Origin of the sequence: Oscillibacter sp. GMB15532 (genome assembly GCF_041020825.1) — a bacterium.
GTDB lineage: Bacteria > Bacillota > Clostridia > Oscillospirales > Oscillospiraceae > Oscillibacter.
Map to the genome: position 1 here is coordinate 54,887 of NZ_JBEVTO010000010.1, position 23,054 is coordinate 77,940.

The 23,054-nt window shown below is 48.5% G+C and carries 29 protein-coding genes and 1 pseudogene; 13 read left to right on the forward strand and 17 right to left on the reverse strand.

Translation table 11 applies throughout. The features are described 5' to 3' along the window. Window positions 1–23: 23 nt before the first annotated feature. The 3 genes and pseudogenes from ABVS15_RS12295 to ABVS15_RS12305 all read right to left on the reverse strand — a co-directional run bounded on the left by ABVS15_RS12295 (window position 24) and on the right by ABVS15_RS12305 (window position 1,985). A complete protein-coding gene (locus ABVS15_RS12295) occupies window positions 24–428 on the reverse strand; it encodes an N-terminal phage integrase SAM-like domain-containing protein (protein WP_369283978.1) in 405 nt (134 codons plus the stop codon). Then, window positions 392–1,593 (reverse strand): annotated as a pseudogene (locus tag ABVS15_RS12300) (tyrosine-type recombinase/integrase). Before ABVS15_RS12300 ends, ABVS15_RS12295 begins: the two are co-directional and overlap by 37 nt. Before the next feature lie 2 nt (window positions 1,594–1,595). Next, window positions 1,596–1,985, reverse strand: a complete 390-nt coding sequence (locus ABVS15_RS12305) for a PrgI family protein (RefSeq protein ID WP_369283979.1) — start codon at window positions 1,983–1,985, stop codon at window positions 1,596–1,598. A gap of 88 nt (window positions 1,986–2,073) precedes the next feature. Here ABVS15_RS12305 and ABVS15_RS12310 point away from each other — a divergent pair, with 88 nt between their 5' ends. Beyond that, entirely contained in the window at window positions 2,074–2,496 is a 423-nt protein-coding gene (locus ABVS15_RS12310) for a VOC family protein (protein ID WP_369283980.1), read from the forward strand. Between the two features lie 48 nt (window positions 2,497–2,544). Here the strand turns inward: ABVS15_RS12310 and ABVS15_RS12315 are convergent, their stop codons facing one another. From ABVS15_RS12315 to ABVS15_RS12330, 4 genes are read right to left on the reverse strand one after another with little or no spacing between them, the layout of a single operon-like run. After that, a complete protein-coding gene (locus tag ABVS15_RS12315; protein WP_369283981.1) occupies window positions 2,545–2,940 on the reverse strand; it encodes a hypothetical protein in 396 nt (131 codons plus the stop codon). Between the two features lie 38 nt (window positions 2,941–2,978). Beyond that, the gene (locus tag ABVS15_RS12320; protein ID WP_369283982.1) at window positions 2,979–3,446 is read right to left on the reverse strand and encodes a septation protein SpoVG family protein; all 468 of its coding nucleotides are present in this window, start codon (window positions 3,444–3,446) and stop codon (window positions 2,979–2,981) included. A 56-nt stretch (window positions 3,447–3,502) separates the two neighbouring features. Next, window positions 3,503–4,369: a VirB6/TrbL-like conjugal transfer protein, CD1112 family gene (locus tag ABVS15_RS12325; RefSeq protein ID WP_369283983.1), complete on the reverse strand. Its 867-nt coding sequence runs from the start codon at window positions 4,367–4,369 to the stop codon at window positions 3,503–3,505. An 11-nt stretch (window positions 4,370–4,380) separates the two neighbouring features. Beyond that, complete coding sequence (locus tag ABVS15_RS12330; RefSeq protein WP_010723056.1) at window positions 4,381–4,593, reverse strand: Maff2 family mobile element protein; 213 nt, start codon at window positions 4,591–4,593, stop codon at window positions 4,381–4,383. A 289-nt stretch (window positions 4,594–4,882) separates the two neighbouring features. Here ABVS15_RS12330 and ABVS15_RS12335 point away from each other — a divergent pair, with 289 nt between their 5' ends. Both ABVS15_RS12335 and ABVS15_RS12340 read left to right on the forward strand, forming a co-directional pair. Then, window positions 4,883–5,344 carry a hypothetical protein gene (locus tag ABVS15_RS12335; protein ID WP_369283984.1) on the forward strand — a complete coding sequence of 154 codons (462 nt, stop codon included), beginning with the start codon at window positions 4,883–4,885 and terminating at the stop codon, window positions 5,342–5,344. Next, on the forward strand, window positions 5,341–6,396 hold the full coding sequence (locus ABVS15_RS12340) for a serine/threonine-protein kinase (RefSeq protein WP_369283985.1): 1,056 nt from the start codon (window positions 5,341–5,343) through the stop codon (window positions 6,394–6,396). Before ABVS15_RS12335 ends, ABVS15_RS12340 begins: the two co-directional genes overlap by 4 nt. 96 nt (window positions 6,397–6,492) lie before the next feature. On the opposite strand, the gene ABVS15_RS12345 is transcribed toward ABVS15_RS12340, so the two are convergent. The 7 genes from ABVS15_RS12345 to ABVS15_RS12375 all read right to left on the reverse strand — a co-directional run bounded on the left by ABVS15_RS12345 (window position 6,493) and on the right by ABVS15_RS12375 (window position 13,925). Beyond that, window positions 6,493–8,319 (reverse strand): VirD4-like conjugal transfer protein, CD1115 family, encoded by a 1,827-nt coding sequence (locus ABVS15_RS12345; RefSeq protein ID WP_369283986.1) that lies wholly within the window; start codon window positions 8,317–8,319, stop codon window positions 6,493–6,495. Beyond that, entirely contained in the window at window positions 8,309–8,779 is a 471-nt protein-coding gene (locus ABVS15_RS12350) for a PcfB family protein (RefSeq protein ID WP_369283987.1), read from the reverse strand. The genes ABVS15_RS12345 and ABVS15_RS12350 overlap by 11 nt, the downstream gene beginning before the upstream one ends. A gap of 75 nt (window positions 8,780–8,854) precedes the next feature. Continuing rightward, the gene (locus tag ABVS15_RS12355; protein ID WP_369283988.1) at window positions 8,855–9,652 is read right to left on the reverse strand and encodes a DUF6674 family protein; all 798 of its coding nucleotides are present in this window, start codon (window positions 9,650–9,652) and stop codon (window positions 8,855–8,857) included. A 51-nt stretch (window positions 9,653–9,703) separates the two neighbouring features. After that, complete coding sequence (locus tag ABVS15_RS12360; protein ID WP_369283989.1) at window positions 9,704–10,408, reverse strand: antirestriction protein ArdA; 705 nt, start codon at window positions 10,406–10,408, stop codon at window positions 9,704–9,706. Then, window positions 10,401–10,754, reverse strand: coding sequence for a hypothetical protein (locus tag ABVS15_RS12365; RefSeq protein ID WP_099204727.1), 354 nt, complete (start codon window positions 10,752–10,754; stop codon window positions 10,401–10,403). Before ABVS15_RS12365 ends, ABVS15_RS12360 begins: the two co-directional genes overlap by 8 nt. A 299-nt stretch (window positions 10,755–11,053) precedes the next feature. Beyond that, on the reverse strand, window positions 11,054–12,499 hold the full coding sequence (locus ABVS15_RS12370) for a ParB/RepB/Spo0J family partition protein (RefSeq protein WP_369283990.1): 1,446 nt from the start codon (window positions 12,497–12,499) through the stop codon (window positions 11,054–11,056). Between the two features lie 424 nt (window positions 12,500–12,923). Continuing rightward, window positions 12,924–13,925, reverse strand: coding sequence for a radical SAM protein (locus tag ABVS15_RS12375; RefSeq protein WP_369283991.1), 1,002 nt, complete (start codon window positions 13,923–13,925; stop codon window positions 12,924–12,926). Between the two features lie 489 nt (window positions 13,926–14,414). On the opposite strand from ABVS15_RS12375, the gene ABVS15_RS12380 reads away from it, so the two are divergent. The 9 genes from ABVS15_RS12380 (at window position 14,415) to ABVS15_RS12420 (ending at window position 19,254) form a co-directional block, all read left to right on the forward strand. Further along, window positions 14,415–14,870, forward strand: a complete 456-nt coding sequence (locus tag ABVS15_RS12380) for a SufBD protein (RefSeq protein WP_369283992.1) — start codon at window positions 14,415–14,417, stop codon at window positions 14,868–14,870. A 20-nt stretch (window positions 14,871–14,890) separates the two neighbouring features. Beyond that, window positions 14,891–15,568: an alpha/beta hydrolase gene (locus ABVS15_RS12385; protein ID WP_369283993.1), complete on the forward strand. Its 678-nt coding sequence runs from the start codon at window positions 14,891–14,893 to the stop codon at window positions 15,566–15,568. Window positions 15,569–16,018: 450 nt separating this feature from the next. Then, on the forward strand, window positions 16,019–16,474 hold the full coding sequence (locus ABVS15_RS12390) for a hypothetical protein (RefSeq protein ID WP_369283994.1): 456 nt from the start codon (window positions 16,019–16,021) through the stop codon (window positions 16,472–16,474). Beyond that, a complete protein-coding gene (locus tag ABVS15_RS12395) occupies window positions 16,471–16,677 on the forward strand; it encodes a hypothetical protein (RefSeq protein WP_369283995.1) in 207 nt (68 codons plus the stop codon). The genes ABVS15_RS12390 and ABVS15_RS12395 overlap by 4 nt, the downstream gene beginning before the upstream one ends. 57 nt (window positions 16,678–16,734) lie before the next feature. Then, window positions 16,735–16,944: a hypothetical protein gene (locus tag ABVS15_RS12400; protein ID WP_369283996.1), complete on the forward strand. Its 210-nt coding sequence runs from the start codon at window positions 16,735–16,737 to the stop codon at window positions 16,942–16,944. Between the two features lie 56 nt (window positions 16,945–17,000). Further along, window positions 17,001–17,894 carry a helix-turn-helix transcriptional regulator gene (locus ABVS15_RS12405; RefSeq protein WP_369283997.1) on the forward strand — a complete coding sequence of 298 codons (894 nt, stop codon included), beginning with the start codon at window positions 17,001–17,003 and terminating at the stop codon, window positions 17,892–17,894. Window positions 17,895–17,960: 66 nt separating this feature from the next. Next, window positions 17,961–18,401 (forward strand): GyrI-like domain-containing protein, encoded by a 441-nt coding sequence (locus ABVS15_RS12410; RefSeq protein WP_369283998.1) that lies wholly within the window; start codon window positions 17,961–17,963, stop codon window positions 18,399–18,401. A gap of 18 nt (window positions 18,402–18,419) precedes the next feature. Further along, a complete protein-coding gene (locus tag ABVS15_RS12415; protein WP_369283999.1) occupies window positions 18,420–18,809 on the forward strand; it encodes a VOC family protein in 390 nt (129 codons plus the stop codon). 25 nt (window positions 18,810–18,834) lie between these two features. Continuing rightward, window positions 18,835–19,254 (forward strand): pyridoxamine 5'-phosphate oxidase family protein, encoded by a 420-nt coding sequence (locus tag ABVS15_RS12420; protein WP_369284000.1) that lies wholly within the window; start codon window positions 18,835–18,837, stop codon window positions 19,252–19,254. A 298-nt stretch (window positions 19,255–19,552) separates the two neighbouring features. On the opposite strand, the gene ABVS15_RS12425 is transcribed toward ABVS15_RS12420, so the two are convergent. The 3 genes from ABVS15_RS12425 to ABVS15_RS12435 form a co-directional block, all read right to left on the reverse strand. Further along, window positions 19,553–20,224, reverse strand: coding sequence for a hypothetical protein (locus ABVS15_RS12425; protein ID WP_369284001.1), 672 nt, complete (start codon window positions 20,222–20,224; stop codon window positions 19,553–19,555). A 1-nt stretch (window position 20,225) separates the two neighbouring features. Beyond that, window positions 20,226–20,552: a PadR family transcriptional regulator gene (locus ABVS15_RS12430; RefSeq protein WP_369284002.1), complete on the reverse strand. Its 327-nt coding sequence runs from the start codon at window positions 20,550–20,552 to the stop codon at window positions 20,226–20,228. Window positions 20,553–21,700: 1,148 nt separating this feature from the next. Continuing rightward, the gene (locus ABVS15_RS12435) at window positions 21,701–22,063 is read right to left on the reverse strand and encodes a hypothetical protein (protein WP_369284003.1); all 363 of its coding nucleotides are present in this window, start codon (window positions 22,061–22,063) and stop codon (window positions 21,701–21,703) included. Window positions 22,064–22,820: 757 nt separating this feature from the next. Between ABVS15_RS12435 and ABVS15_RS12440 the strand changes: the two genes are divergently transcribed. Next, window positions 22,821–22,988: a cysteine-rich KTR domain-containing protein gene (locus tag ABVS15_RS12440; protein WP_369284005.1), complete on the forward strand. Its 168-nt coding sequence runs from the start codon at window positions 22,821–22,823 to the stop codon at window positions 22,986–22,988. The last annotated feature ends 66 nt before the right edge of the window (window positions 22,989–23,054 follow it).

The window sequence follows — 23,054 nt, forward strand, 5'->3', positions numbered from 1 at the left end:
CCCTCGCCGTACTGGTCTGTAAATCACAGACGGCCGGCCTTTTTGAGCCGAGCATAGAATTGCTGTAGATCGTTTTGTGTCAACTTATTCAGCGGGATCTTTCCAATCTCTGGCACGATGTGCAGACGGATGCGGCTCTCGTAATTTGCCTGGGTGGTGGGGCGGAGCTTCGGCTTGGAGTGATTTTCGTACCAGTATGTGAGCCAGTCCCCGAAGGGCATCTCGGGGCGCAGCTCCGTGGACTTCATCCCTCCACAGGATTCCTTGAGTGTGTGAAGCTTTTCCAGACACTCGTTTTTTGTCTTAGCAAGCACGTTTTTGGTCTGGGGGTAGCCGTTGTCGTCGTAGCCGATGACAACCCGCCCCTCCCGGCGTCCGTCCTTGCGAAGTCTTACGGTTCCGTCTCCGCTCTTTCGCTTTCTTGCCACGGTTTCAACTCCTTTCCAAAGAGGTCTTCCATAAAGCCGCCTACGATACCGCTGGCAGTCTTCTGCATATCCTGGGTCACATGAGTGTAGGTGTCCAGCGTGAAACTGGCGTTGGTGTGGCCCAGAATACCGGAGAGAGTCTTGGCGTCCACGCCGCTGGCGAGGGCGTGGGTGGCAAACGTGTGGCGCAGATCGTGGAACCGGATGTCGGGCAGCCCCGCCTGCTTCAGCAGAGCTTTCAAACGGCTGTACGCCGAGTTGGGGACACGGGCAGCTCGGGTTTGATGGGGTTGGGGAAAATCCACTGACTGATGGAGTTTTCCCTGCGCCGCCGCAGAAGTTCCGCCGTGCTCCGTGGCAGAACGATGGTTCGCATGCCCATCCCCGTTTTGGTGTCGCCCAGAGAGAATACGCCCAGCTTCTTGCTGTGGAGGGTGCGGCTCACCTTTAACGTACCAGCCTTTTCATCGAAGTCCGTCCACATAAGACCGCAAATCTCACCCCGCCGCAAGCCTGTGGTCAGGTCGGTGTAGAAAAAGTCATGCCAGATTTCATCCTCCTCGATGACGGCAAGGAACACGTCCAGCTCCCGGTCGTTCAGCACCCGCTTGGCGCTGCCGCTCTGCTTGGGGATGGTGGCGCCCTCGGTCGGGTTCTTGGCGATGATGTGCGCCTGCACCGCGTCCTGCATGGCCAGGTGGAGCACACAGTGGACGCCGCGCACCGTGGAGTCGGCAAGCTGGGAGCCTTTTTCGGGGTGCTCGTTGGCGCGCCCCTCCTTTTTGAGCCGCCGGTACATCCGCTGAACGTCCTGCCGGGTGATCAGGGAAATCTGCTTGTCGCCCAGCTGGGGCTTGATGTACTGCTCGATGATGCTCTGGTAACCGCGCAGGGTACCGGCGCGAACGGTGTCCGCCTTGTACTCCGCCATCCACCGATCCAGCCACTCGCCAAGCGTCATGCGGCTGTCCTCGGTCAGCTCCGCGTCGCGGTAGTCCTCAATATTGCGGTGGAGCTTGTCCATCAGCTCTTTCTGCGTCTTGGCGTAGACATGGCGGAAGATGGAGTCACCGTTCTTCTTGTGCCCCACCACGATGCGCCCCTCCCAGCGGCCGTCCTCCCGCTTGCGCACCATGCCGTCGCCGTCCGGGCGTCGTTTTGCCATGGCTATTCCTCCTGTTCGGAACGGGCGGGCGTTTTGCTTTTTGCGCCATTCGGTGAAACCTCCTTTCCGGGGTTGCTTAGATACGCATAGAAATTCTGTGTCTGATATGGCCTTGTACGGGGCCACAGGAATTTGGAGCGGACAATATTTCGCACTACCTTTTCAAAGGGAAGCCCGTCACGCTCGTACATGGCGAAGAAAAAGCAAGGGAGCATAAAAGCAATCATCAGGAACATGGCCCCTGTGTTGCCGATAGCGGTACGGGTGAACAGATAGGCCGGGATACCGATTACCGCCGCAGCTCCGAAGCAGATTAACTGGCGTTTGGTGAGGTTAAACGCCAGCTTGGTCTTAACTTTTGATAAATCATTGGGTACGCTTACATATGCCAATTGTGAAAATCCTCCTTTTTAAGAATTGAATCAATTTCAGTATTTTGTTACAATATACTAATGAATTTAAATTGAAGGAGCGTTGACGATGGTTACTCCCTATATTACGTTCGCTGGGAATTGCAGCGAAGCGTTAGAGTTTTATAAAGCGGCTTTTAATGCAGACATTCGTATGTCACAGCCTTATGGTGACTATGTGCCGATTGGGGTTGTTGCCCCACCCGAAAATCTTAGCGACTGGATTCTGCACGCTGAAATGATAATCTGCGAAACAACTTTTTGGTTTGCAGATGAAATAGCAGAACCGGTATCTAAGGGCAATATGATAAAACTCACTTTAACGGTGCCTAACGCTAAAGAGGCGCAGAGAATTTTCGATAGTCTTAATGTTGATGCATATATTTGGCTTCCACCAACAGAAACATTTTATAGTACATTTCATGGGGGACTAACAGATAGGTTTGGTGTTAGTTGGAACATCGTTGCCGAAGAAGCACCTAACAAAAATTAAATCTCTACAACTCTACGCTGATACTTCGGGCCAAGTTGGCTCAAAGTATCAGCGTTCCGCATTATGGACAGAAACAGTCTGCCGGGCCGGGGCCTTTTCAAGCCCTGCCTGCCGTATACGCCAATAGTCCGGGTTATACTCCCGGATAGACTTGTTGATGTTTTCCTCAAAAGCGGCTTTGTCCTTAATGCGATCAGGAACGGCCCACAGCCTTTTATCCAAAAGCTCCCGGAAAGCCACATCTTCCTGCGAATCTTCCTCAAAGCAGAGAAAACCGCTGTGATTAAAACCGCATTTCCGGGCGTCGGGAGAGAGAACCGCCGCCATATCCTTAGAAAACATTGTGCCGCCATGACTGGCGGTGCTTACAAGAAACACGCCGGGGCAAAGGGTTTCGCAATGCTGAACCTTGCCCCACGGCGATTTTTCAGGCTGTTGATACATAAAAACTCCTTTCCACTTCGGGCCAAGTTGGCCCGAAGTTACCGTTCTGCACTTTTGGTATTGCTGGCTTTTGCGGGAGCAGTCCGGGTAGCGTTATCTTTATCTGCCTTTTTCTTGCTCTCGGCAAGCTGTTCCGGTATGGACTGTTTTTCAGGAGCGGCGACGGTACGGGCCTGTAACTTTTCAACCGCCGCATGGTAGGCGGCAATCACGGCCCTGGTTAGTTCCTTACGAAACTCGGCGGTAATCGGCTTTGCCGTATCCCGGTAGCCGGTCTTGCTGGTCTTATCCGGTTTGCTGGGCATACCTACAAATATACCCTTGTCACTCTGCAAAATCTTGAAATCCTCCACAACAAAAGCATCATTGAACTTGACACTGGCAAAGCCCACAAGGTTTCCTTTTGGCTCGATAGGCCGGGCAGTAACGTCCAGCTTCAGCGGCATTGTTGCTTGTTCGGGTTGCTGTTCCGCTTCCTGCGGAACGGTGTTTTTTTCATTACTCACGTTAATGCAACTCCTTTCCACTTCGGGCCAAGTTGGCCCGAAGTTATCCTGTGGGGTTAATGCGCACCAAAAATGGATTTGGCAACGCCCCCGGTCTTGAACATGGTGAAGCACAGCAGGACAGTATAGCCAATCAGTGTCCATATGGCCCCGATAGGGTCGCCGCTGATGGCGATACTCTGCACCAGCTTTGCGTAAATCCCCACGCAAACCAAAATCAAAAGGCCCTGCATACCAACGGCGCACAGGGATTTCAAATAGTTCTGGCCCATATGTCCGATTTCCCGGTTGACCATCGTTGCCATCGGCATAGGGGCCAAGCTGGTAAGCAGATATATTTCAATCATTCTGCCGTAGACAATCACGAAAACCACGATATTGATAGCTACAACCACCAGCTTTATGAGGAAGGATTGAAGCCACAAGCCAAGCAGGGGGCCAATGTCCATTGCCATGAGTTCGTCACGAAAAGCGTCCAGCATATCAGGGTTTACCGCCGTATTGCCTTGAATCATCCCCCCGGCATTACTGATGACGCTTTGGGAAACATCAAATATTGCCACCACAATGTTAAAGGTATTGGACAGTATCAGCACCGCCACCGCTGTTTTGAAAATCCACTTGAAGAAAATCCAAGTGTCAATATCATGCAGATTGTTACGGTCAATGATAAGCTGTATCAGCTCATAGGTGGCAACAAAGGTCAGCACAATCCCGGCAATCGGCAAAACAACCGTTTCAGATAGGTTGCGGATAAGGGAGAACACTCCGGGGTTCCAAGCCCCCGGAGTGGTTCCCACCTGTGTCGCAATCTCCCCGATCTGGTTGTTTACGTTCTCAAAAAGCCCGCCTAAGTTGTCCATGATACCGTCAACCAGCAGGCCCTTTATCCATTCGTTAATCCAGTCGGTGAGAAAATCCATAGGCTAACCTCTTAAAACAGACCGGACAGCAGGGGGACAAGCGTCGTACCTAAAAGGATAATTCCACCGCCAGCCATAAGCTGTTTCATGCCCTGCGATTTCGCGCCGGGATTGTCGGACCCGTAACCTTCCAAAAGGTTAATCACGCCCCATACGGCAAGGCCCGCACCAAGCGCAACAACAAGGGTCTGCAAGGTACTAACTGCACTCGTAAAAAATCCCATAATCAATTACCTCCATATTTTCATTTTGTTTTCGGGTACAAAAAAACCGCCATTTCTGGCGGCTCAGCTTTGGGCCAACTAGGCCCGAAGTTCTATATTGGGTTATACAGTGGATAAGGCGGCCCACGAACCATGAAAAACACCTCTTTTCTCGTTGTTTTGTGGGAAGTTTTGGTTTATAATGAAAATAACCACTTGCGCAAAACAAGTGGTTATTGAATATACAGCTTATTAATATGTGACGCCATGGTGTAATAGCTGAACTAAAGAAGCAAAGGAGTGATGAACAATGGCTATTATTGGTATTCGTGCATCTTCTCAAGAAATAAGGTACGCTATTTTAGATAAAAACGAAAATGGGGAAATTGTTTTCGTCAATCAAAATACCGAAAACAGACTGAAATATCCAGCAAACGTTGATGCTGTGGAAGATAAATTGCATTGGGTTAAAAGCGAGGTTGACCGAATACTTAGGCAAAATGAAGGCATTGAAAAAATAATACTAAAAATGAATGAATACGCTGGAACAGAAAATTCTTCAAAAAGAGAAACTACCTATGTAGATGCAGTTTTATTACTTTGCGCGATCGAAAATGGAATTCAAATTGAAAGAAGATTGAATTCGCAAATTTCATCTACAGCGGCAAAAGCTAAAGAGTTGGCTGAAAGAAGAGTAGGGCGAACAGAAAATTATTGGAATAATACTATTGCAGATGCAATTTTGGCGGCCTTTTGGGAGATGCGCAAATGAAGTACACAAAAGGAGAAAACATATATAAATTCCAACTTCTATCATATATAGGTGGGGGGAATTTTGGTGAAGTATGGCGCACCCATGACAAATCATTAGATTCAGAATGTGCATTAAAATTACTTCCTCAAAACAATACATCTATTGATGAACGTCTGTTAGAAGCTCAAATAGGAGCTAAATTGCAGCATCCTAACGTTGTTAATATTAGGTATGCCGACATTATACAACACGGTAATCCACCAGAACCAGTAGTAACCATTGCAATGCCGCTATATCAAAAAGGTTCTGTTGTTTCAATTATAAATAGTTGCAACTTCTTGGATACAAAGTTAGCGGTAAAGTGTCTAATAGATTTGCTAAGAGGGCTAGAATATTTGCATGAAAACGGCTACTTTCATTGTGATATAAAGCCAAATAATATACTTATTGGAGATCGAAATGAATTTGTTTTATCTGATTATGGTATAACATGCTTTTCACCAACCCATGAGGCAGTGCAACCCAGACAATGCTATTTGCCACATACAGCTCCAGAAACTTTTGGCGAAAATAAATACGATGAGCGCACTGACATATATCAGCTTGGATTAACAGCATTTAGATTATTCAATGGAATTTCTACAATCAAAGCAGAATTCATAGGGAATCAAATAAAGTTTCAAGAAGATGTGGTAGCTGGAAAACTAATAATAGATAGTAAATATCAGCCATTCGTGCCCAATAAGATTAAAAGAATTATATCTAAGGCCACAGCTTGTGATCCAACAAACAGATACCAAACGGCCTTGGAAATGAGAAGAGCATTAGAACAACTATCTATAAGAGGAACATGCACATCTGATTCGGACGGAAATATCATCTTTTGCGTAGATGGATACACGTATAGATATGAGATACATTCACTCGAAAATAAAGCGTTTAACTTTTATGCATTCAAACAAAATGCTAAGTCTGGGAGAGAGACTAGGGTGGCAAAATATTGTGCATATAGAATAAAGAAAAGTGAGTTACAGAAACAAATTAGGCTAATGGCAAATGATTTAGTTTGATATCTCATGTTAATTTTAATGTTTATGATAGTTATAATCACCCGCCAGGTATAAATCTGGCGGGTGATTTCCACTTCGGGCCAAGTTGGCCCGAAGTCAGGCAAACGCTTCGGGGTCGTCCACATCATCATAGTTGAGAATGTCCTCGTCTATGGCGGCGGCTTCCGCTTCGGCGCTTACTTCATAAAGGGTATACTGCTCATTGGGGTTGAGCTTTTTCATGCGGCGGTTTATCAGCTTTGAAGCGTCAAAAGCGTTGCGCTTGTCGGCTTCGGCTGTACGCCCGTAATTGGGGTGCTTCTTCAAATCATATTTTGGGGAAAGGAAAGGCCGCAATCCTCGTAATTGCAGAATACACTTGTTTCCCGGCATGGTGGTCATTTCGTCCATTGTCATAAGCTCTTTGCCAAGCCGCTGCATATTCTGTCCGTAGCTTTCCGACTGGCCCCGTGTTCGGCTTTCCGTCTGCATGGAAATGGTTTCTTTCCCCAAAACCTCCGAAAGCTCCTTGATGGTGGAATGTTCCCGTCCACCAAGAAAAATCACGCTGTCCATATTGCCCATAATGGTTTCAGCGTGGTCTTTGTATAAGGCTTTCAGTTGGCTCTGTGCCTGCAAAAACAGGCACAGACTGATTTCACGGGAGCGGATAACGGCAACCAGTTTTTCCAGTTGAGGAACCTGTCCCGTATTGGCGGCTTCGTCCCACAGTACCCGCACATGATGGGGCAGTCTGCCGCTGTGTACTGTGTCGGCTCGTTCGCAAAGTAAATTGAACATCTGCGAAAAGGCAAGGGCAACTATGAAGTTATACGTTGTATCCGTGTCGCTAATGATGAAGAAAGTAGCGGTTTTCCTGTCGCCCATGCGGTCTAATTCCATTTCATCATAGCTTGTAATCTCCCGAAGCTCTCCAATATCAAAGGGGGCCAATCTGGCTCCACATGAAATGAGTATGCTTTTTGTGGTCTTGCCGCTTGCTAATTTGAACTTTTTATATTGCCTTACGGCGAAGTGGTGCGGGTTTCGCTTCTCCAAGCCCATGAACATATAGTCCACGGCGTTCTTGAAATTTTCATCATCTTCCCTCGTTTCCATGCTGTTAATCATATCCACCAGAGTATTGATGTTGCGTTCTTCCTCCGGCCCCTCAAAGACGATATAGCCGATTAAGGCGCAGTACAAAAGGGTTTCTGATTTCGTCCAGAATGGGTCGCCCTCCTTGCCGTCCCCCTTCGTATTTTCAATCAGAGCATTTACAAACTTCAAAATGTCGCTCTCTGTTTTGATGTATGACAAGGGGTTATAGTGCATGGATTTTGAAAAATCTATGCTGTTGAATACCTTGATTTTATAGCCCTGCTTTTGCAGGAATGTACCCACTTGCCCCAAAATGCCGCCCTTTGGGTCAACCACGACAAAGGAAGAATGGGCTTGAAGCAGATTCGGGGTCAGCCAAAACCTTGTTTTACCCGAACCGGACGAACCAATAATACAGCAATTAAGGTTTCGGGCGTTGGCGGGATTGACGGGTCGTGTGTTCGTTGAGAGAAATTCTGTGCCTGTCAGTATCACGTTGTTGCTGAATTTGGGGTCGATAAAGGGTTTTATGTCCTTTTGCGTTCCCCACCGGGCCGAGCCATATTCCACATCCCTCCGAAACTTTTTTGCGTTTTTCACTTTATACCATACCACCAGCCGAAGAATTACGGCCCCGGAAAGGCCAATAAGCCAATCGGACAGTACAAGGCCCGGCGTTAAGGTTTCAAACGCCGGGCCTATGGTTTTCACTATGCCAATCAGCTTATTGCCGAAGTCTGCGCCGGGGGCCATTCGGTAGGCTGTGCCGAGCTTCAGGAAAAACCAAAGTGCAAACAAGTACGGAATGTTCGGCAATACATATTTTCGGATTTTATCGTTCATTCCGCACCGCCTCCCGTTTTCGTTCACGCTGGCGGGGCTTGGTGCGCTCCCGGTCTGCAAAGGATTTAAGCTGTTCCAGAATAGAGGGGCGGCTCTTGCCCCGGTTCAGTACCAGCTTGCTGTATTCGCCAAAACAGGCGGTAATTGCGTCCGCCTGTCCTGCCTTAAAGAAAAGTAAATACTTTTTTGGCCCGGTCTGATGAAAGGCATAGTCTACATTGTATTTCCGGGCCACACGGTCAAAGAGCTTTGTATCCCCGGAAAGATCAAGGCTTTTGGTGGAAACGCCGTGGTTCATCAGCTTTTTTACGCTCTGCTTTCCTTGTGGGGCCTGTCCTTTTTGGTAGTCCTTTTGGATCTTCCGCCCCACCGCCCCTAAAATCTTCGCTAACGCCCGGGCCGTCAGCTTTGTGGCATTGACGGATAGGGCAACGGTTCGGCGTTCTATTTCTTCCTGCATGAAAAACCTCCTTTCCTGCCAGATAGGGCAATACCACAGGCGGGAGGACTTCGGGCCAACTTGGCCCGAAGTGGTTTACCGCTCCGCATTGGCAGGGCGGGGCCGCTCTGCGGTGGGAGCGTCCTTTTTGGCCTGTGCAATTTTTTCATTGTGTGTTTCAAGAGCTTCCCGGATTGACAGTTTTTTCTCTGCCGCCCGTTCCTCCAGCCGGGATATTGCACCAAGCGCCTTGTCCGCACTCTTTTGCATAGCGGCAAAACAGGAACGCTCGACCCGGAACGGATATGATACGGCCGCTGCCAGTTTACCGGGCTGTTTGGCTTCCTGTACAGCTTCTCTGCCAAACATGGCCCGGCCCATGTTTTTCAAATGCCGCCCGGTCTGATGGTATTCGGTGCTGATGGCTTCAATTTTGGCGATAGCCTTATCGTCATACTGAATATCCTTTGTAAGAGTATCCCGCATGGTTTCCAGAATGGGGCGCACCTTGAAGAACCGGGCCACGTTATCCAAAGCAGAAATGCCCTTTTCCTTAAAGGCGGCAACAGCGCTTTTACAACCGTTTATGACGTTTTGTTTTAGCTCCGCTAATTTATCCCGCAAATCCAATACTTGCCCCTGCATAACAATGACTGCCTTTTGCAAAGCGGTCTTGACCGGGTGGTTTTGCTCCTGTGCAATTTTTAATTCCTGCCGCATGGCGGCAAGCTCCTTTACAGCGGTTTTAAGCTGTTTTTCCATTGCGCCCACCTGATTGAGAATCGAAAGAAAATCCTTCGTGGAGGGGGAATTGTTCTCCTTTAATATCGCTAAGAGTTCTTTCACATGCTCATTGTCCAGTATCGGCTCGGCGGCGGTTTTTGTTTTTGCCATAGGCTTTTTACCTCCTTTCCCAACATCGGGCCAACTTGTCCCGATGTGGTGTTATCGCTCCGCATTGGCAGGCTGGGGGCGCTCATGGGCGGCGGTGACGGTTTCGCCTATCAGCTTACCGTAGCTTTCCAGCGCTTTTTTGATGGATTTTTCCGGTTCAGGGTAAGCAAAAATCCGGTGTTCTTCGGGTAAATCCCCACGGCTGCCATAATGCTCGATAAAGCTGTCGCCTGTCCGCACCACATAGCCGCCATCTGTAAAGCGCCCGTCCTCGTCCAAGTTCATATCCCGCCCATAGGCTTCATAATCAATATAGTTCTGCAAATGCTCCGGGATTTCCAGCGTACATATTTCTTCAATATAGTACCGGCCCAAATCTTCCTCGTTGTTCACATCTGAATAAAACTCGAAGCAATCCAGATTTTGAGTAAGGTTGATTAGGGCCGGTACGCTGTTGTACTCCCCGAAGTCCACGGCGGCGGCAAACTTTTCGACTTCCCATTCCTCCATATCGTCCAGTAATGCCGCCAAATAGTTTAGCTCGTCAATGCTTTCATTCTCGCCCATGCAGCTACGCAAACCCGAAATGCCGGTAATATAATCGGTAATGAAAATTTCTTCATACCGTACACCGTCTACATGGATTCGCTTCAAAAGGCCCTGCACTTCCTCGGTAGTGGCGGGGAGCTTCAAATACTCCCCATCCAAATATCCCTCATTGTACCGCCCAAGATTGGTGATAAAAGCTTCAAGCATTGTCTTTCGCCCGGCCCTGTGTTTTCACGGTTAAAATCCCGTCCAGCGTGGTTGCCGTGATATTCAGCCGCCCGGCAATGGCAATATCGTTTTTCATATCCTCGTCAACCTCATTGCCGCACACCACCAGTACATGAGAGCGGCGAAGCAGGTCACGCCCCATGTCAATGCCGCTTTTGTGTTCCTCCGGAATAGCGGTATTGAGAAATAAGGGCAGATACAGCAGGGGGCAGATGGGCGAAAAGCCTGCTTCATAGACTGCCCTGCAATACTGCGCCGCCTGTTTGGTGTCCGTATCGTGATCGCCGCACCATGCGGCGGTAATATATGCTAATGGTCGTTTCATGGTAAAGCACCTCCGTTTCTGTTGCGTTAAGTAATCAACCTATCCCCCGCCCTTTCCACTCATGGAAAGGGGGCGGCTCAAAGGAATATATATCCCCGTCGCTTGACTGCCTTAAAGCATATCCGGGAGAAATCCGTCAAGAGTGCGAAGCACCGCCTACGGCGGCAGGCTCTTGACGGATTTTCCCGGCTATGCTACCCAATAAGCGGCGACGGGGAATACATTATATCCTTAGAGCTTTGGGGTGCGGGGCAACGCCCCGTAAAAGAAAACTTCGGGTCAACTTGGCCCGAAGTGTTTTATTTCTCTTGCTCGGCTTTCTTTTCCGGGGCTGAAATGTCTTTCAGCTTATCCTTGTTTTCCTCAAGCAGCTTCATAATGGTGTCTTTCATTTCCCTCGGCGTTTTTTCCTTGCCGAAATACTGGCCCAGTTCTTGGCTTGATAAAATCACTTTGTCTACCTCCTTTTTTTCTTCGAGCATAATACCGTCAATAACATCCGGGTTTAACAGCTTTTTACCGTCAAGCTCCCGCATACGCTGTGCCTGCGAGAGTGAGGGAGCCGACTGCTGGCCCTCAATGGCAACGGCAATATATCGCTGATTTTTGGGCGCAATGAACGCAAGCTCCACAGCGGGGGTGAACGCTATTTTTTTCTCATCCACCATTTTCATAAGGTCAGGAACCAACTCATTGAGTTTGATATACCGCTGAACCTGCTTGACCGTCATTTTGTTGCGTTCGGCTACAACTTCATTGGAACGCTGCCCGTTGCCGGTTCGTGCGCCCTGTTTCTTGATGGCCTCCAACTGCATTTGCAGGGCTTTGGCCCGTTCACTTGGTAAAATGGCTTCACGTTGGGTAGTATTGTCCTCCACCATCTGCGTAATGGCCTGTTCGTCTGTCAGGTTGCGGACAATACAAGGCATATTGGTAAACCCGGCAAGTTCGCTTGCCATCTGGCGGCGGTGGCCCGATACGATTTCATAGCCGCCATCTTCACGGGGGCGGACAATAGCGGCTTGCGTTATGCCTTTGTCCTTGACGCTTTCCACCATTGCCGCCATTTCCTTGTCTTTGCGGACTTGAAAAGGGTGGCCTTTGAATGGGTGAAGTTCGGCAAGACTGATATATACAATCTGTTCCTGTTCATCGGAGCGGGGGGTCTCCCTCGGTTCGGGCGGCTGAACAGGGGCCGGGGGCAGCGTTTCCTGCTTGGGCTGTTCTGTGAATTTTCCCGAAACAGAACCGCCGCCGATTCCCGCCGATTGCTTTTGCTTGGCGGTTTTATCCGCTTGGGCGGCTTTGTTCTGTTTTTCCTGCTTGGCAGGGCGGGAGGGCTTCTTGTCCGCTTTTTCGGTGGCTTTCGGCTGGCGGGGTTTGGGCTTGCTGTCAGACATATTCGACTCATTGCTCATTGCTTTTTCCGGGCCGGGTTTCTCCGGCTCTGCTTTTTTATCGGCGGGAGCCGATTTATCCGCTCCCTGTTTTTCGGGTGGAGCCTGTTCCGCTTCCTTTACCGCCGCCTGTTTCCCGGAAACAATCTCATTGATTTTGTCAAAGGAAACTACTACATCACTGGGGGTATTTTCTTTTGTGGCAGCAGAGGGCTGAATCTCTTTAGCAATCAAATCCGGGGCAGTTACCTTTTTCAATTTCGGGTCAACTTGACCCGAAGTCTTTGTATCCTGTACTTTCTCGATGCCATCCTTGACATCCATTGTTTTGATAGTATCGTTTGCCATATGGCTTTTACCTCCTTTGTCATGGCATGAAAAAAGGGCCTAACTTTTCAGTCAGACCCAGCGTGGAATTTTGTCAGCATTCCTCCTTTGATATATTTTATCTATACAAAAACACCGCCATCAGTCCCGATTGGCGGCGTTTGAGTTTCAGTATTTATTGTAATATTCGCTTGTTTGTGCCGAAAGACCTTATTCTATGCGGGTTTCCAAGTTTGTCCTTATGAACACTCGTACCATTGAAAAGACCGCTGACTTTCGTCGGCGGTCTTTTGCTATTCCTGTATTCATGTGTGTCTTTGAATATCCAATTTAAGCCTCTTAAAAATGTTGAACGTAAAATTGAGGGAGAGGAGCAATTCGGATTTGTTATAATATCTGTAAAAATACTTAAAGCAGTTGGGGAATAGGGATTAAATTTGTAGAGTCACGAGATATATAATATTGGCATAGAGGGCAGTTGCTGCGATAGTTCCTTTCTTAAAAAGGACTCGACTTCTGCACGTACATCATTTCGATAGCAGTATTTTCCACGCCCCCGACCGGTCATGGACTCCCGGTTGAAAAGCTGTGTGGCATTGGGGAAAGCATCCGTGTTAATGGCATTTTGGATGAAGCTGTACGTCATCAGTATGATTTCTATAAACCCAGTCTGTCTGACCTTTTCGCTTAACTCGTCTGCCAGCTGCTCAATCAGTTCCCCATATAGCCGCTTCCAGTCTGGAAGCAGAATCACTGGCGCAATTAAAAGACCCACCCGGTATCCGGCTTCTGCTACATCGTTAAGTGCGCGGATTCTTGCGCGCAGCGGTGATGTACCCAGTTCTACGCGATGTATGATCTCTTCGGGATTCACGCTCATACGAAAGATCGTCTTTCCCTTGTGATCAAGCGCAAGCAACGGATCTACCATGTCAAATTTCGTTGGGAAAGTCAGGTTTCCGCGGCCTTCTCGGGCAAACCGCTCAATTGTAATGTGCAAATTATCCGTGATGCTATTTTCCAATACCAGGTCGCTGTTGCTTCCAATTTCAAAGGTCTGAGGCACAACGGCCTCGGCATCTTTTTTAAGAAGTCTATCCAACATTTGCTCGCGGTTTACAAACAGGCGGAGGTACGCACATTTATTATAATTGCAAACCAGATAGCAATATAGGCACATGGCTGGGCAGCCGGAAGAGGTATATGGTACCAGCCAGTCGGAGACCTTGTGGTTTACCACATATCGGTGTGTCTTTCTCACTCCGACAATAAGATGCCGTTTTAGCTTCGGAAAATCCCGGTTATCCGCCGCTGTCAATTCTGGTATACGGTTATGACTTTCTATTTCCACCCAAGGTAAGTTTGCGTATTTGGAGCGGAGCATTTGCCCCAGCTCATAGTCAAGTGCATTTGGCTCGTAATACACTGTATCGAAGCGTATATCCATTTTTAATTCCTCCATAGTATTATATAGTGTGCCACAAATAGCGGATGCTATGAAGAACCGACAAAAAACAGCCGTGCGTACGGTTCCCTGCTTATAAGAGAAATGAAAATGGCATTTGAAAAGTAACTGCATAAATACTGCTTGTTGGCTATCTTCAAACCATTGACATTTATGAGCTTTGTCGGATACTATAATTACACTTCGACCAATGCGAATGCATGGAACCGCGGCATATCCGCTCGGAAATAAAGCGCAAACTACAAGATCGCCGCCTGATACGCTTGAACGATTCCTTTTGCTTCTGTTGGAGTGGCGGAATGTCGATTCGGGTTCGGTACAATGGTTAAAATAGAATCAGGATCAAAGCACGAGGTGCGCCGTGGCGAAAACGGCCGATTACATCGAATTTGTCTGTAAGCAGCCTGCGGGCATCGCAAATTTTGCGCCGATCACGCCGCTGCCGAAACCCCAAAAGAAAGGAGCTGGTGCATGATGGAACGGTCGGATTTCCTTGCCCGCCTTACCGACAAAGACGCGGTTTCGGCTTGCGCATTTGCCGATCAGATTGTCCGCGAGAGCCAGGGGAGCGACTGCTGGTATGTATATTTTGACGAGGCAATCGCGCTTCTTGCCCACAAAAACTCGCTGGTGCGAAACCGTGCCATTGAGATTATCTCCGCCAATGCCCGCTGGGACAGGACGGGCAAACTCGACCCCGTGATAGGCGCATTTCTCGCCCACGTCACGGATGAAAAACCCATCACGGCGCGGCAGTGCATCAAGGCGCTTCCGGAGATTGGCGCGGCCAAGCCGGGGCTTATCTCTCAGATCAAAGCCACACTGGAGGGTGCAGACCTCACGGGCTATCGGGACAGCATGCAGCCGCTGATTTTGAAGGACATCGTTGCGGTACTGCGGCAGTTGAACGAAAAGGACTGGAATTGAAATTGACGGAACAACAATTTATGATTGACCATATCCCCGCAGTGCTCTATGGTGAGCCATCCCAGAAGGTATACCTGTTTGTCCATGGCCAATGCGGGTGCAGGGAGGAGGGCTTGGCTTTTGCCGAGATTGCCTGCCCCGCCGGGTACCAGGTGTTGGCTATCGACCTGCCGGGGCACGGGGTGCGCAAAGGAGAAGAAAATCGTTTCAACCCGTGGACAGTGGTGCCTGAGCTACAAGTCATCCTAAAATACATGAGGTCCTGCTGGGCCAGTATCAGCCTAAGAGCCAACAGCATTGGCGCACACTTTTCTATGCTGGCTTTCGCGGATGAGGAGCTTCACAAGGCGCTATTCGTCTCTCCCATTGTCAATATGGAGCGGCTGATCAACCACATGATGCAGTGGGCAGACGTCACCGAACAGGAACTGGAAACCAGACGCGAGATCGTCACCGACTTTGGCCAGACCCTCTCGTGGCACTATCTCACGTGGGAGCGGCAGCACCCAATGCAAAGCTGGCGCTGCTCTACGTCCATTCTCTATGCAGGGCGAGACAACATGACCAGCCGCGAGACGGTGGAGCAATTCGTGGCTGCCCACAGCGCAATGCTCACCGTTATGGAAAACGGTGAGCACTGGTTCCATACGCCGGAGCAGCTGGCGGTATTGCAGGCGTGGGAAAAGTCCCAGATGTAAGCATCGAAAGGGATGAATTGTCATGGCGGCTGATTTCAAGAAAATGCGAGGGAGTTTATCTGCCCAAGAGCACCCCTCGAGTTATGACAGCGCCCAAGGCAAATGGCATTGCCGTGCGCAGGGAGGCAAGCATATAGCCTTGCAGCCGAACACGCGGCGGTAATATACGTTGGCGGAAACATAGGTATGAGATATATCGGCCTCCAAGATATTAGATGCCTGCAAGCAGTTCCGCCAGCTTTTTGCGAGACGCTGTGTTTTACTCCGGCCTGCGCTTGGGCAAGCCCTTGAACGGAGCACCGTCATTGCGAATTTTCTTTGCAGTGTGGCGCTGGAAGCACGGACGAAACCGGAATGGAGAGGAATCACCCTGCCAGTGCAGGAGGACAAGAACTAAGGTGACTTTCTCATGCCTCCATGTTATAATGAATCCAAGAGGGGAGTGATCCGATGCTGTTCGGCTGGCTTAACTTAACAGGCCTTCTTATCATCGGGCTGATGATGATTCCCAATCTTATCTTTTACCATCGCACTCCCCGTATGGAGAATCAATGCACCTGGAAACCGCTCCGGATGATGGAGCAGGTTGGGCGGTACGGCTCCATGGCGATGATGGTGTTCCCCCTGTTGGTGGGGGAGTTTGGCTTTAAGTCTGAAGAGGTGTTTGTGATCTGGCTGTTCCTATGCGTGGTAATGCTGGTGGCTTATTTCGTTTTCTGGATAGTCTACTTCCGCAAGCCATCATTGATCACCGCATTGTGGCTGGCAATTCTGCCTGCTGCCATCTTCATCCTGCGGGGCATATTTCTGCGGCACTGGCTGCTGGCGGGATTTGGCATTGTGTTCGCCGTGGGACACATCTATATCACCTGGTATAACCACAGACCGGAGGTGGAGAACAAATGAGCAAATATGATCCCCTTTGGGCGGCGGTTGGGAAGCATATCGAGGACAGCTTCATACTGACCTATTCTGAGATTGAGGCCGTCCTCGGCTTTCCCATCGACCATTCCTTTCTGACCTTCAAAAAGGAGCTGCCTGCCTACGGTTACGAGGTCGGCAAAATCTCCATGAAGGCGCAGACGGTGGCATTCAGGCGCTTGGTTTGACAAGCTGCGGCGTTTCTGATATCATCGGATTCACACATTTTTGAAAGGAGTTCGGATATGGAAAAATTTATTTCCTTCGAGAAGCTCTCCAAAAAGGAGCAGCAAAAACGAAATGCCGCCCGGCGCGGCAGCTGGTACGGGCTGAATCCCGTGACCCGAAAGCCGGAAAATTCAAAAGCCTACAACAGACGAAAGGCACGGAAGTGGAGTGATGATTCCACGACCGTGCCTTTTTTTGTGTTTTTTTATGATACCGGGACACTTTAATATGACTTGCAGATGTCATATGATCATTCTATAATTAAAACAATGGGGGTGATACGATGCAGATTAACAGGCTGTTTGAAATGGTGTATCTGCTGCTGAACAGAGAAAGTATGACCGCTGGGGAGCTTGCGGCACATTTTGAGGTTTCCCCGCGCACGATTTACCGGGATGTGGAGCTTCTATCCTCGGCGGGAATCCCAATCTATATGACCAAGGGAAAAGGCGGGGGAATTTCGCTTCTCTCTGACTTCGTTCTCAATAAAGCCGTGCTGACCGATGGCGAAAAGTCGGATATTCTCTCGGCGCTGCATGCTGTAAATGCGGTCAGCCCGGAGCAGACCAACACCGCAGTGCAAAAGCTGTCCTCCCTGTTTGGAAACGCGAATGCCGATTGGGTTGAAGTGGATTTCTCCGGGTGGGCCAATGCCGATGAGGAATCAAAGCTATTCCGCACGCTGAAGGCTGCCATCATAGGAAAAAAGAAAGCGGCGTTTTTCTATCATGGCAGTGAGGGGAGCACGCAGCGAACGGTAGAGCCGCTGAAGCTCTGCTTCAAGGGGCAGAGCTGGTATCTTTATGCGTTTTGCGCGGTGCGCAGGGATTATCGATTTTTTAAGCTGCGGCGCATGAAGGAATTGAAGCTGCTGGAGGAGCACTTTGAACGCAAGGCGCCTGCAAAGATATTCAACGACAGCAAGGTCTTTCAGGATGACTTCGTAACCATCACGCTTAAGCTGTCGGAAAAAATGGCGTACCGTGTGTATGATGAATTTTCACAGGTCAGGACGCTTCCTGGCGGCGAATTCATTACACAGCTCACCATGCCCAGAGGCGATTGGGTCTACCAATACCTCGCGACCTTTGGAGAGTATTGTGAGATTTTGGAACCGGAGGATATCCGGCTGCAAGTAAAAGAGAAGCTGCAAAAAACGCTGATGCGATATTTATAATATGACATGCTGCTGTCAATTGGCCTTTGTTATGATGACAACATCAACAACAAGGAGGACAATGAAATGAACTATGAAATTGTGAGCTTAGAGGAGAAAACGATTGTCGGGGTAAGTGCGGTGACCGGCAACAGCGACCCCGAAATGGGGAAAATCATTGGCGGCCTGTGGGAAAAGCTGTATCAGGGCGGCGTTAATAACGGGATAAAAAACAGGGTGAATGCATACGCCATTGGGCTGTATTCCGATTATACGGACAGCGGATATTGCGTGACGGTAGGCATTGAGGTTTCAAAGGCGGAGAATCCCGGACTGGCCGTCAAAACGATCCCTGCCGGGAAATATGCAAAATTTCTGGTGCAAGGGGATATGGTGAAGGCAGTTGCGGATGCATGGGGAGAGATCTGGCAGATGAATTTAGACCGCAGCTTTACAGGTGATTTTGAGGAATACCTGAGCAGTGATCCTGAAAACTGCGAGATTGCTCTCTACATTGCCCTGAAGTAAAAAAGGGAGGGAACGCTTATGAGATTAGACGGTTTTGGAATTTTTGTAAAAGATATGCCGACCATGGTGCGCTTCTACCGGGATGTGCTTGGATTTGAAATCAAGGAGGAGGAAACCGCCAGCAATGTCTATCTGGTGAAGGATGGAACCTTGTTTTTGCTTTATCGCAGAAGCGATTTTGAGCAAATGGCAAATAGGCCGTTTTCTTACGCGAGTGGTATTAATGGACATTACGAAATTGCGATGGGTGTCGAGAACTATGCCGCCGTGGATGACACATTCGCAGAAGTTGTTTCAAAAGGTGCCGTGCCTGTCTTGGAGCCGACCACAGAGCCATGGGGACAGCGGACCTGCTATATTGCGGATCCGGAGGGCAATCTCATTGAAATCGGCTCCTTTACGAAATGAACCCGAAAGGAAGAAGAACAAGCAAATGGATTACAGAAAAGAATTTGACCGCATGATGCAAACACAGGCATCCATCGCGCTTGCAACAGCAGCAAACGGAGTGCCAAATGTGCGCATTGTCAACTTTTATTATGATGCAGAGCTAAAAACCCTGTATTTTTCCACCTTCAGCGACAATCTAAAGGTTGCGGAGCTTCAGAAAAACCCTCATATCGCATTTACAACAATTGCAGTAAAAGGGGAAGAGCATGTTCGGGTCAAGGAGGGGACTGCCCGGGTAAGTTCTGTGAAGATTGAAAACATCAAGGACAAGTTTTTGGCCAAGCTGCCGGAATATATTATGAGTATTCCTGATGTGCTTCCCGCACTGATTTTGTTTGAAGCCACTTTTGAACAGGCAGATGTGGTGATTGATTTTGAACACATGGATACCGTTAGATTATAATCTGAAAATTTAGCAGCGGCAGGCCGACGAAAGCGTTAATTGCGACTGTCCCGCAGGGCACACCGTGGATTTTTTACGGTGTGCCTTTTTCAGTCCAGCGGAAGGGGATACGGCCGCAAGCGCTTCTATTTTTAGAAATGTGCATAAAAAACAGAAATGGCGCAGCGATTGCTGCGCCATTCCAAAAACCCGTTTAGCTGACTGCGCCGTCTGGCACGGTATGCATTGCACAGCGCTCCGGCAGGCGGACTGCTGAAAAAGCGTAGATTCGAAACAAGAAACACCTTTGTTTGATATATTAAATTCTCTCCAACAGTTTATGAGCAGCATAGAAAGCCAAAACAACGGCACAGGCAATGAAGATGTTGACTGTGAAAAGGATTTTTTGGCCAAGCCATGCAATCAGTAAAAACAGGAGAATCTGCCCTGCGCCAATCATAAATATTTTTATACGTTTTCCGCGGATGTGCTCGATATGAAACGAGTTCTTAAGAATCGCCGATGTGATAATAAAGGCGGCGGGGATGATGATACCGATGGATATCACGCTCCCCAGAGAAACGGCCATCGAGAAGTCAAGCGGCTTTCCGATGATGGCGTTGCGAATGAGGAGAATCGCGTCGCTGGAAATCACAATATTGATCAGCCCGAGGATAGACAAGCACCAGCAGACTGTATCAAAAAAATCAATGATTCGTTGCTTTCGTGTTTCTGGAGGCAGGCTGGCAATTACATTGTCACAAAATGCCTGATAATCCCCTCCAATAACGGAGCGGATAGATTCCCCCCGCTGCTGGGCGGAAAGCACCATTTCCGTTAAATCCTGCCGGACAAGCTCCTGATGGTATGCCGAAATTTTTGCTCCCCGCAAATAGCAGATCATATCTGTAAAGGCCTCCTGGTTTTCAGCGCTGATCTGCTGATCCAAAGCGTTGTTGCTTCGGTTAAGCTCTCTGGTTTTTTGATTCATTTCATGGTTCTCCTTTTTGAAACAGTAAATTCACTGCGTTTTCAAGCTCACACCAACTGGAATAGAAGTGGTCAAGCTCCTCTTTTCCCGCTGGAGCGAGAGAAAAATATTTTCGCTTCGGACCTACCGGAGACTCCCGGTACTGCGCAGTAATCAATTCGTTCTTTTCCAGCCGCAGCAGGAGCGGATAGATTGTCCCTTCCGAAATATCCGCAAAACCGTAAGCCCGCAGATTTTCTGATATTTCATAGCCGTAGGTTTCCTTTTGGCTGATTACCTTTAGAATGCAGCCCTCCAGCGTCCCTTTCAGCATTTGCGAGGAAATCATCGGTTCACCACCTATCTTGCATTGCAATGTAGATTGGCTATATTGTAACGCAAGGTAGATGTTTTGTCAAGCGCCTTGACAATCGGAAAAAGGAAATGGAGCATATGAAAAGTCAGGACCTGTAAAAACTCTAAAGGCGCAGGGAAGTTGACAGGGGAGGGGAACGTGCTTGGGTGCGGGACAAGTCTCCTGCAAATCGGCGGATTTGATGAATACATGTGAGATTTTAACCGCCAAGTCAAAAAGGCAGGCACACAAATTTTGTGTGCCTGCCTTTGTTGCGGTGTACCTTACGACGTGGTATAGGTTAGGGAAGTCATACCAAGGGAACCGATAAATCCCAGCTTTTTTATATCTGAGAGCTGATTGAAATAAGAAAAGGTCAAGAAGAAAAATGCAGAGTGCTGCTCTGAAGTTCTGGCCTTTTGAGGAAAACCGCACAGGGGGATTCAAACAAGGCCCCAGATCGATATGCCGGACACATGCTCCGTCGACTGGCTGAAAGCCAGCGTTTTCCCAGTATTTAAGAAAACAAAGCTCCGCGTTTTGGGCATCGGTCTGAATCACGTCGGCAAAGGTGACAGGACAAAAAGAATTGGATGTGGAAAACAGGTCGTGGAAGACCGTGACTGTTCCATTTAGTATGAGGCATATTTGTGTGGAATCGCCATCCACAATGCCCTGTGGCCCCGCAGGGCCCTCGGTGCCGGTGGAACCTACCCGCAAGAAACAGGAAAAATGATTAGGGCGCAACAGAAGCTGCCAAAGCCATATGAGAACTTTTTCAGGATTTTGAAGGCAGCATGCGTAAATCGTCACACCACCAACGCACGTTAAAAAGCGAGGCAGTTATTATCTCGCTGCATTTATTTCTGCAATTATGAGCGCATTTAACTATTTCGTGCCTGTTCTCCGCTGAAAAAGCGCCGTCAGGCGCATGATTGCTCCATAATTTTATGTTACGAGGGTTGTCTGCCTTCAAAGGAGCGGTGATTTTTTTCTGGCCTTATCATCGGCAGGGTACTATAATGGAAAGTGGTACCAATACATACGGGGCGCCTCGCAATAAGGAGATTTCCGTATGGACGCTACGTTAGAACTGGCTCTTGAGATACTTTCTACACTCTCAGAGGCGGACCGGCGGTACATCATTGCTCTCGCTGCCGCTTTAGCATCTCAGCAATAATCCTGTTCTGATTTTCCGGCGTCAACTGCACAAAAATTCGCGCGAATTCATCAGCAAGGCCGCTGCTCTCCGGAGTGGTGGCTTTGCTAGTTTTTTCAGTTGCGGAGGGGAAAGACTTCGTCTTTGGCCCCTCACCAGTAAGCAAATACTCTGTGGTGGTGTTCAGCACATCAGCTATCAGGGAAATACACTTGGTATATGACTTTGCTCTCCGCGTGCGCCATGTGCTTACAACCTGCGGCGTTTGTTTGATTTTCTCAGCAAAATCTTTTTGTTCCATGCCCAACTCATCAAGTAAAGAAAAGATACGATCAACCGTGTCCATAGGCAGCATCTCCATCGTAATGTCAAAAATATTGATTATTATTTGTAAACAACCAACAAAATATTAAAAATTAATAATTATCGGTTGACAATGTCAATAAAGTGGATTATATTATAGCCACAACATAAAACGCAGCAAGAGAACAATCGTGGGTAAGCGGAATGAGACTGACCAATAAGTCGTCTGCCAGCAAGGGGCTAAAGTCTGGGGTTTACCGTGAAAAGCGTAAAACGCTTGATGGATAGTAGGACAACCTATGAAAAGGCAGATCCTGCGTTAACCGAGTTGCAAAGTATTCTTCTGCGTCTCGCAAACTTCATGATCCATTCGTAATCCAGTAAAAGAGTGCCACAGATTAAAAACTGAGCATACCGACCTCAAGGTATCTTTAAATCAGGCACTGTTCTCTTCCGTAAGGGTTTCAAACGTATCATTATACGGCGCAAGCGCCCAGACGGAGAGTTACATAGTTGGGGATTTTTGGAATGCAGTCAAAGCGATTTTGAAGATTAAGACTTTATCCACAAGTAAGGCCCCTAAAATTAGTTTTTAACCATTTTATCATCTTAAAGGGGATGTTTCAAGTCTGGAGGAAGGAAGAAGCCATATGCATATCAAAAAACTTGTAAAAGCACTTGGCCCCACCTGCTTCATTTGAATTTGCTAACTGCATGTACACATCTTGGAATCAGGTTAAGCAGCGTACGCGAAGGAACGAAAGAAAGGGATTGAAGTGAACGCCAGAAGCGCTAAACCAATGATACAGGACAAATGGCTGATTTGTCCACGGTGTGGCAGAGGCAAGGTGCTGAAGCTAAACCCGGGAACCAGAGCAAAAGATCTGACGGTGTTTTGCAAAGTCTGCGGCCAAGAATCCATTATTGATATTGATGAGTGCCTGTGCCTGAGTGCCTGTGCCACATGATCCGCAATCTGCGGGGACATGCTGGTGCAGGTGCTTTTATTTTACAACCTATGGTATTGCTGGCGG

Coding starts and splice junctions, on each gene's coding strand:
- ABVS15_RS12335 (WP_369283984.1), top strand. CDS start 4,883: ATGGCTATTATTGGTATTCGTGCATCTTCTCAAGAAATAAGGTACGCT.
- ABVS15_RS12345 (WP_369283986.1), bottom strand. CDS start 8,319: ATGAACGATAAAATCCGAAAATATGTATTGCCGAACATTCCGTACTTG.
- ABVS15_RS12440 (WP_369284005.1), top strand. CDS start 22,821: ATGATACAGGACAAATGGCTGATTTGTCCACGGTGTGGCAGAGGCAAG.
- ABVS15_RS12315 (WP_369283981.1), bottom strand. CDS start 2,940: ATGTATCAACAGCCTGAAAAATCGCCGTGGGGCAAGGTTCAGCATTGC.
- ABVS15_RS12355 (WP_369283988.1), bottom strand. CDS start 9,652: ATGGCAAAAACAAAAACCGCCGCCGAGCCGATACTGGACAATGAGCAT.
- ABVS15_RS12430 (WP_369284002.1), bottom strand. CDS start 20,552: ATGATTTCCTCGCAAATGCTGAAAGGGACGCTGGAGGGCTGCATTCTA.
- ABVS15_RS12400 (WP_369283996.1), top strand. CDS start 16,735: ATGGAAAAATTTATTTCCTTCGAGAAGCTCTCCAAAAAGGAGCAGCAA.
- ABVS15_RS12435 (WP_369284003.1), bottom strand. CDS start 22,063: ATGGACACGGTTGATCGTATCTTTTCTTTACTTGATGAGTTGGGCATG.
- ABVS15_RS12375 (WP_369283991.1), bottom strand. CDS start 13,925: ATGGATATACGCTTCGATACAGTGTATTACGAGCCAAATGCACTTGAC.
- ABVS15_RS12425 (WP_369284001.1), bottom strand. CDS start 20,224: ATGAATCAAAAAACCAGAGAGCTTAACCGAAGCAACAACGCTTTGGAT.
- ABVS15_RS12380 (WP_369283992.1), top strand. CDS start 14,415: ATGATGGAACGGTCGGATTTCCTTGCCCGCCTTACCGACAAAGACGCG.
- ABVS15_RS12325 (WP_369283983.1), bottom strand. CDS start 4,369: ATGGATTTTCTCACCGACTGGATTAACGAATGGATAAAGGGCCTGCTG.
- ABVS15_RS12330 (WP_010723056.1), bottom strand. CDS start 4,593: ATGGGATTTTTTACGAGTGCAGTTAGTACCTTGCAGACCCTTGTTGTT.
- ABVS15_RS12310 (WP_369283980.1), top strand. CDS start 2,074: ATGGTTACTCCCTATATTACGTTCGCTGGGAATTGCAGCGAAGCGTTA.
- ABVS15_RS12385 (WP_369283993.1), top strand. CDS start 14,891: ATGATTGACCATATCCCCGCAGTGCTCTATGGTGAGCCATCCCAGAAG.
- ABVS15_RS12420 (WP_369284000.1), top strand. CDS start 18,835: ATGGATTACAGAAAAGAATTTGACCGCATGATGCAAACACAGGCATCC.
- ABVS15_RS12370 (WP_369283990.1), bottom strand. CDS start 12,499: ATGGCAAACGATACTATCAAAACAATGGATGTCAAGGATGGCATCGAG.
- ABVS15_RS12415 (WP_369283999.1), top strand. CDS start 18,420: ATGAGATTAGACGGTTTTGGAATTTTTGTAAAAGATATGCCGACCATG.
- ABVS15_RS12395 (WP_369283995.1), top strand. CDS start 16,471: ATGAGCAAATATGATCCCCTTTGGGCGGCGGTTGGGAAGCATATCGAG.
- ABVS15_RS12390 (WP_369283994.1), top strand. CDS start 16,019: ATGCTGTTCGGCTGGCTTAACTTAACAGGCCTTCTTATCATCGGGCTG.
- ABVS15_RS12410 (WP_369283998.1), top strand. CDS start 17,961: ATGAACTATGAAATTGTGAGCTTAGAGGAGAAAACGATTGTCGGGGTA.
- ABVS15_RS12405 (WP_369283997.1), top strand. CDS start 17,001: ATGCAGATTAACAGGCTGTTTGAAATGGTGTATCTGCTGCTGAACAGA.
- ABVS15_RS12365 (WP_099204727.1), bottom strand. CDS start 10,754: ATGAAACGACCATTAGCATATATTACCGCCGCATGGTGCGGCGATCAC.
- ABVS15_RS12350 (WP_369283987.1), bottom strand. CDS start 8,779: ATGCAGGAAGAAATAGAACGCCGAACCGTTGCCCTATCCGTCAATGCC.
- ABVS15_RS12340 (WP_369283985.1), top strand. CDS start 5,341: ATGAAGTACACAAAAGGAGAAAACATATATAAATTCCAACTTCTATCA.
- ABVS15_RS12360 (WP_369283989.1), bottom strand. CDS start 10,408: ATGCTTGAAGCTTTTATCACCAATCTTGGGCGGTACAATGAGGGATAT.